Here is a 6,626-nt window from a genome sequence, read left to right as displayed (position 1 = left end):
GGGTGAAGGAGAGCCGTTCGGCGGCGGCGGCGATGGATCCGGCGTGCGCGATCTCCACGAGCACGCGCAGGCGGTTGGCGTCGAGCACGGCGGCCCCCTTTTGAGACAGATGTCGGTGCAAAGTTCTGCTTATGGATCTTTAGCAGACCCAACTTTAAGTTAATGGTGAGTAGCGGCAGCATGGTGCCATGACCACGACCGCGCACGCCGTGCCCACGGCCACCGACGTCCGTGCCGCCGCCGAACGCATCGCGCCCTACGCCCGCCGCACCCCGGTGATGCACACCGAGGTCGACGGCAGGCCCGTCACCCTGAAGCTGGAGCACCTCCAGCTCACCGGCGCGTTCAAGCTGCGCGGCGCGCTCAACGCCCTGCTCGGCGGGGACCCCGCCGACCGGGTGATCACCGCCTCCGGCGGCAACCACGGGCTGGGGGTGGCCACCGCCGCCCGCCTGCTCGGGGTGCGCGCCACCGTCTACGTGCCCGAGACCGTCCCCGAGGCCAAGGCGGCGCCGCTGGCCGCCACCGGCGCCGAGGTCGTCCGGGTGGGCGAGCACTTCGCCGTGGCGGCCGAGGCCGCCCGGGCGCACGCCGACCGGGAGGGCATCCGCTACCTGCACGCGTTCGACGACCCGCTGGTGGTCGCGGGCCAGGGCACCCTGGGCCTGGAGATCGCCGCCGACGCCCCCGAGTGCGACAGCATCGCGGTGGCCGTGGGCGGCGGCGGCCTGGTCGCCGGGGTGCGGCTGGGCGCGGGCGGGCGCGAGGTCGTGGGCGTGGAGCCCGAGGGCTGCCAGAGCCTGCACGCGGCGATGGCCGCGGGGCAGCCGGTCCAGACCCAGGTGGACTCGGTGGCGTCGTCCGCGCTGGGCGCGCCGACGCTGGGGCGGGTGCCGTTCGAGGTGCTGAGCGAGCACCCGGTCACCCGGACGCTGGTGAGCGACGCCGAGATCGTCGCCGCCCAGGACCGGCTGTGGTCGGAGTTCCGCATCGCCACCGAACCCGCCGCGGCGGTGCCCTTCGCCGCCTGGCTGGCCGGCCGGGTGCCGGGCGAGCGCCCCTGCCTGGTGGTGTGCGGGGCCAACGCCCGCTGGGACCGGGTGAACTGACCCCGGCGGACCCGGCCGACAGGGCCGCCGCGGGCGCGGGGGCGCCGCGGCGGGCGTGAAAGGCTGGCCCCATGGAGAACGCACCCGTGGACCGCACCGCCGCCCTGCGCCTGTGGGAGGAGTACCGGTCGGCCCGGCCGGACCTGGCCACCGATCCGGAACCGCCGAGCGCGGAGTACTTCGGCGACCACCCCGAGCTGACCGAGGAGCTGCTGGGGCTGGTCCTGGCCGGGACAAAGCGGGCCACCGCCGCTCTGGTCGCCGAGTTCGCCGCCGCGGGCGACCCTCTGCCGCGGGTGGGCGGCCACTGGATCGCCTGCGACTCGGCGGGGCGCCCGCGGGTGGTGCTGCGCAGCACCGGGCTGCGGCTGGGCGGGTTCGCGAGCGCGGACGCGGCGTTCGCCCGCGACGAGGGCGAGGGCGACCTGTCGCTGGAGTACTGGCGCGAGGGGCACCTGCGGTACTGGAAGCGCGTGTGCGCCGGGCTCGGCCTGGAGTGGAGCGAGGAGCTGGAGATCGTCTTCGAGCGGTTCGCGGTGGTCTGGCCGCCGGAGCACGCCGACCGCTGACCGGTTTTCGCGGAGTCCGAGGGGTCCCGCGGGCCCCGCGGGGCCCAATTCCCGGACCGGCACCGAACGCGGCGGCGCGGAGTGGAATTCCGTTCCATGACAACGGATGAATGCGCTCCGCGGTTCGCCCTCTCGCGGTCTCGATCGGGAGAAGAATGCCCGGGCCGCCGCAGCGCTGCGACCAGTGCTTTCACACCCGTCACACCGGAACTGCGACGGGAACGGGGATCCACCGGAAAGATCCGATCGCGGCCCCGGGTTCCGGTCCTTCCGAATATGCGAAGAAGAGGTTTTTTCCGTAATATTCCGATCCGAATGCACGGCGGCCGCATCCCACCCGGGGAATCGGCCACACGGTCGTTCACCCCACCCCTCTCGCCCTCCCCATCCCCGCTCACCCCATCCCCCGGTAACCCAGTACAGAGAGAAGCAGCCGTGTCCTTCGAGATCGTCGGAACCGAGGGTGCCCTGTGCGGGCACCGCTTCCCCGTCGGCGACGCGCCCCTGACGTTCGGCCGCCACACCGACAACACCGTGGTCTTCCCCGGCCGGGCGGTCTCCCGGTTCCACGCCGAGCTGCGGCGCGAGGGGGAGAACCACGTCCTGCGCGACCGGGGCAGCAGCAACGGCACCCTGGTCAACGACGAGCGGATCACCGAGCACCTGCTGCTGCCCGGCGACCTGATCAGCATCGGCGAGGAGACCTTCCGCTGGGAGGCCGCCGAGACCCCCGGGGCGCCCTCCGACCTGCCGGTGACCCAGATGTTCGTCCGGCCCGAGGTGTTCGCCGGGCCCGTCCTCAACGTCGCCGTCTCCGGTGGCGGCCCCGTCGGGCTGTCCTTCGCCCTGCTGCTGGACCACCTGCTGGGCCCGCAGGTGTCGGTGACCGTGTACGACGCCCGCTGGACCCGCGAGGGAGACCGGGTGGTGTGGAAGAACGAGAAGCAGGGCAACGTCCGGCGCCGCCAGGTCGTGACGATCCAGAGCCGCCAGTTCCTCAACCTGTCCGAGGAGATGCGCGAGCGGCTGTTCGCCCCCGGCGAGTACACCGAGATGTGGCCCTCGGGCGCCGACTCCATCAGCGGCCTGGGCCCGCGCAACATCCGCATCTCGCGCATCGAGGACGTGCTGCTGGAGATGTGCGGCGAGCGACCCGGCCGCATCCGGCTGGTCCCGGAGAAGTACGACGTGACCGTGCCCGGGGCGCTGGACGACCTGCACGTGCTGGCCGTGTGCGAGGGGTCGCGCTCGCGCACCCGCGAGCACTTCACCGGCAGGTTCGGCCAGGCCGACAAGGGCATCTACTCGCTGGACGGCGAGCACGTCGAGGACGTGGTGCTGGGTCTACAGGTCAAGTCGTCCCTGTCGGACCCGGCGACCGTGCTGCTGACCGTGGCCCAGAACCGGTTCCTGCTCAACTCGCTGCGCGGCGAGGGGTTCCTCAACATGCGCCTCACCGACGAGGAGGCGCAGGAGGTCGTGGGCATCGACCCGGTCCGCCGGTCGTTCGAGGAGTGCATCGGTTCGCGCCCGTGCGTCATGGGCCGCGACGAGGAGGGCGACTTCACCTGCTCCACCCACAGCACCCTGTTCCTGCCGGCCCTGGTCAAGGGGTCCAGGCTGTGGAAGCGGGTGCGCCAGGGACTGGCGTTCTTCGGGGTGGCCGAGGAGGACCTGCGCGCCGTCACCGCGTTCCGGCTGAGCATGGTGCAGCGGCCGCGGTTCACCGCCCAACTGCGGGCCGCCACGCCGTCCTCGCCGGGCACCTACGGGTTCCTGCTGGGGGACGCCGCCAACGCCATCCACTTCTGGCCCGGGCGCGGCCTCAACAGCGGGCTGGCCTCGGCGATCTCGCTGGCCCGCTCGCTCAGCAGCGCCTGGAACGGGCGCCCCTTCCGGGACGCGGACTTCATCCGCCACGAGGCGGCCATGTCGATGCTCCAGTACCGGCACAAGAGCCGGGCCTGGAAGGCGATGGTCACCAGCGACGCGGACGGGGTGACGAGCACGGTCAAGGGGCTGATCGGCCGGAGCCTGGCCGAGGAGGGTGCCGGGCGGGAGGCCAACACCGAGACGCTCATGGAGCGGCTGGGGTCGATCCGGGACCGGCTGGCGAACCGGATCGAGGGGCTGCCCGACGACGAGTCGCTGCGCGCCCACCTGGCCGGGCTCACCGACGAGACCCTGCGCTCCCTGGTCGCCGGAGGGCCGTGGGACACGCTGACCGTGGGCGGCGAGGAGGTCGACATCGACATCTTCTACCGCGAGGAGGCCGCCCAACCGGCGCGGGCGTGACATCCGGACGGGCCGGGGGCGCCGCCGGACGCGACCGCGAACGTGACCGGAAGTATGCCCTGCTCGTCCGTGTCGTCCCTGTTCAGTGACCTGTGGCACTCTCCATACTGGAACCGCTCATTACCCATGGGTCACCCTTACATTGGGTTTCGACCACCACCCGGAGTGAGGGAGACCACGTGCTCTACGATGTGCTGCGGCAAACGGCGTCGCTCCTGGCCCGATCCCTGTGCCGCCCGACCATCGAGGGCCGCGAGAACGTCCCCACCACCGGGCCGGTGCTGCTGGCCAGCAACCACCTGTCGTTCGTGGACAGCGTGGTGATCCCGCTGTCGGTGACCCAGCGCCGGGTGCGGTTCCTGGCCAAGAGCGACTACTTCGAGGGCAGGGGGATCAAGGGCAGGGTCACCGGCACCGTGTTCGGCGCGCTGGGGGCCATCCCGGTGGAGCGCGGCAACGCGCGCGACGCCCTGCTGTCCCTGGACGTGATGCTGGAGCGGCTGCGCGAGGGCGAGGCCTGTGTGATCTACCCCGAGGGCACCCGCTCCAAGGACGGCCGCCTGTACCGGGGGCGCACCGGGGTGGCGCACCTGGCCCTGGAGTCCAAGGCCCCGGTGGTCCCGGTGGCGGTGGCGGGCACCCAGGAGGTCCAGCCCATCGGGGCGTCGATGCCGCGGCCGCGCCCCTTCACGGTGCGCTTCGGCGAGCCGCTGGACTTCTCCACCGGCTACGACCACCTGGCCCCGGGCAAGGCCCGCCGCCAGATCACCGACCGGGTGATGGACGCGATCCACGCCCTGTCCGGCCAGGAGCGGGCCGACCACTACAACTCCCTGAGCGGCCACTGAGCCCGGATCCGGGCACGTCCCGGTACGGACGTCTCCGGGCCCGGTGACCATCGGGTGACCGGCGGCGGCCCGGTGCAGGCGAACGCGGCCCGCCGCCGCGCCCCCCGGCGACCGGGTCGGCCCGGTGGGTGAGCGGCAGCGACCGCGCCCCGGGCACCGCCCCCGACGGCCCGGCACGGGCGCGACTCGCAGCCACCCCCGCTCCACCGGTCAGCGTCGGGAGCGGGCCAGGAGTGCCAAGCCGATAGCGGCCGCGGCCATGGCCGCGCCCAGGGCGGTCCAGGCCCAGGCCCCGGCGGCGAGCACGAACGGGAGCAGCAGCGCCGTTCCGGCGATGCGCGCCACCGAGCCCGCCATCTGGAACACCGCCTGGTGGCGGCCCTGGAGCGCCGCCGGGACATCGCGCAGCGCCAGGTGCCAGGCGGGCGGGCCGCCCGCGACCTCGCCGACGGTGAGCAGCACGATCCCCGCCAGGATCAGGCCGGTGGCCGCGACCGGACCGCCCGACGCGGCCGCCCCGAACAGCACGCACCCGCCCAGGAGCGCGGCGGCCGCCCACAGCGCCGACCGGGAGGCCGCGGCGTCGGAGACGACGCGGTCGGCCCAGCGGCGCTGGAGGGCCAGGACCAGCACCGTGTTCAGGCCCAGGGCCAGGGCCGGGACCCAGCCCGGGGCGCGGGTCCCCTGGACCGCCCACAGCGGCAGGATCACCGACAGCACCGGCAGGCACACCTGCACCACCGAGGTCAGCGCGGTGACCGCGAGCAGGCGCCGGTCGGCCAGGGCGGACAGGATCCGCCGGTCGCGGCCGACTCCCGGACCCGGGGCCGGGTCGGCGGGCATGCCCGCCAGCAGCAGCGCGCAGCCGAGCACCACCAGCGCCCCGCCCCCGTACAGCAGCACGAACCCGGCGGCGGCGTCCGCGGCCAGGACCAGCGCGCCCAGCAGCGTTCCGGCGCCCATGCCCGCGTTCAGCAGGGTGTGCATGCGCCCCCGGGCGGCCACCCGCCGCTCGGGCGCGACCCGGGCGGCCACCACCGCCTGGCGGGAGGCGCCCAGCCCCGTCTGGGCGACCACGAAGGCGACCGCGCCCACCGCGTACGACCACGGTCCGTCCGCCACCGTGTAGACGGCCAGGGACGCCGCCACCAGGCAGGTGAACCCGATCGCCGCCCGCCGGGCCCCCACCGCGTCGGTCAGGGCGCCCAGCGGCACGGCGGCCGCCAGGGCGAGCAGGTTGGCGGCGCCCAGGACCAGGCCGATCCAGGCGACCGGCAACCCCACCCGGGTGCCGAAGTACAGCACCGCGGTCGCCAGGACCGCTCCGTCGACGATCGCGCCGACCGCCTGCGCGGCGTACATCCGCCGCAGGCCCAGGTCCCCGCGCGGGGTGGTGGCCCCGGCGGGCCGTGTCCGTGTGTCCATGGACCGAGGCTACGGAGGCAGCAGCCCACCGCTACAGTGCGATTCCATGGAGAGAACATGGGCCATTTCCGGGATCGACCTGCACGTGGAGGTCTCCGGGAGCCGGGTGGCCCGCTCCCTGGAGCGGGCGCTGCGCGCCGCCGTCGCCGAGGGCCGCCTGCCCGCCGGGACCCGGCTGCCGTCCTCACGAACGCTCGGCGCCGACCTGGGGATCGCCCGCAACACGGTGGCGGAGGTGTACGGGCGGCTGGTCGCCGAGGGCTGGCTCCAGGCGCGGGTGGGCGCGGGCACCTGGGTGGCCCGCCGCCCCGGTCCGCCGCCCGCCGGGGCCGACGCCGAGCCAGCGCCGCCGCCCGCCCTGGACCTGCGCGGCGGCATCC

6 protein-coding genes are annotated in these 6,626 nt (G+C 74.2%); 5 read left to right on the top strand and 1 reads right to left on the bottom strand.

Annotated elements, in window-relative coordinates:
• The first annotated feature begins 188 nt into the window (after nt 1-188).
• The 4 genes from ACJOT3_RS31050 (at nt 189) to ACJOT3_RS31035 (ending at nt 4,821) form a co-directional block, all read left to right on the top strand.
• A complete protein-coding gene (locus ACJOT3_RS31050) occupies nt 189-1,109 on the top strand; it encodes a threonine/serine dehydratase (protein ID WP_406976691.1) in 921 nt (306 codons plus the stop codon).
• 71 nt (nt 1,110-1,180) lie between these two features.
• Nucleotides 1,181-1,678 (top strand): ASCH domain-containing protein, encoded by a 498-nt coding sequence (locus tag ACJOT3_RS31045; RefSeq protein WP_406976690.1) that lies wholly within the window; start codon nt 1,181-1,183, stop codon nt 1,676-1,678.
• A 435-nt stretch (nt 1,679-2,113) separates the two neighbouring features.
• Entirely contained in the window at nt 2,114-3,973 is a 1,860-nt protein-coding gene (locus ACJOT3_RS31040) for an FHA domain-containing protein (RefSeq protein WP_406976689.1), read from the top strand.
• A gap of 179 nt (nt 3,974-4,152) precedes the next feature.
• Complete coding sequence (locus ACJOT3_RS31035; RefSeq protein WP_406976688.1) at nt 4,153-4,821, top strand: lysophospholipid acyltransferase family protein; 669 nt, start codon at nt 4,153-4,155, stop codon at nt 4,819-4,821.
• 210 nt (nt 4,822-5,031) lie between these two features.
• On the opposite strand, the gene ACJOT3_RS31030 is transcribed toward ACJOT3_RS31035, so the two are convergent.
• On the bottom strand, nt 5,032-6,246 hold the full coding sequence (locus ACJOT3_RS31030) for an MFS transporter (RefSeq protein WP_406976687.1): 1,215 nt from the start codon (nt 6,244-6,246) through the stop codon (nt 5,032-5,034).
• Nucleotides 6,247-6,292: 46 nt separating this feature from the next.
• On the opposite strand from ACJOT3_RS31030, the gene ACJOT3_RS31025 reads away from it, so the two are divergent.
• On the top strand, nt 6,293-6,626 hold a 334-nt coding region (locus tag ACJOT3_RS31025; protein ID WP_406976686.1), incomplete at its 3' end, for a GntR family transcriptional regulator.

The organism is Nocardiopsis protaetiae, assembly GCF_045446735.1.
Lineage (GTDB): Bacteria > Actinomycetota > Actinomycetes > Streptosporangiales > Streptosporangiaceae > Nocardiopsis > Nocardiopsis protaetiae.
Note: the sequence above shows the minus strand (reverse complement) of the source record. Positions and strands in the feature narration are given on the sequence as shown.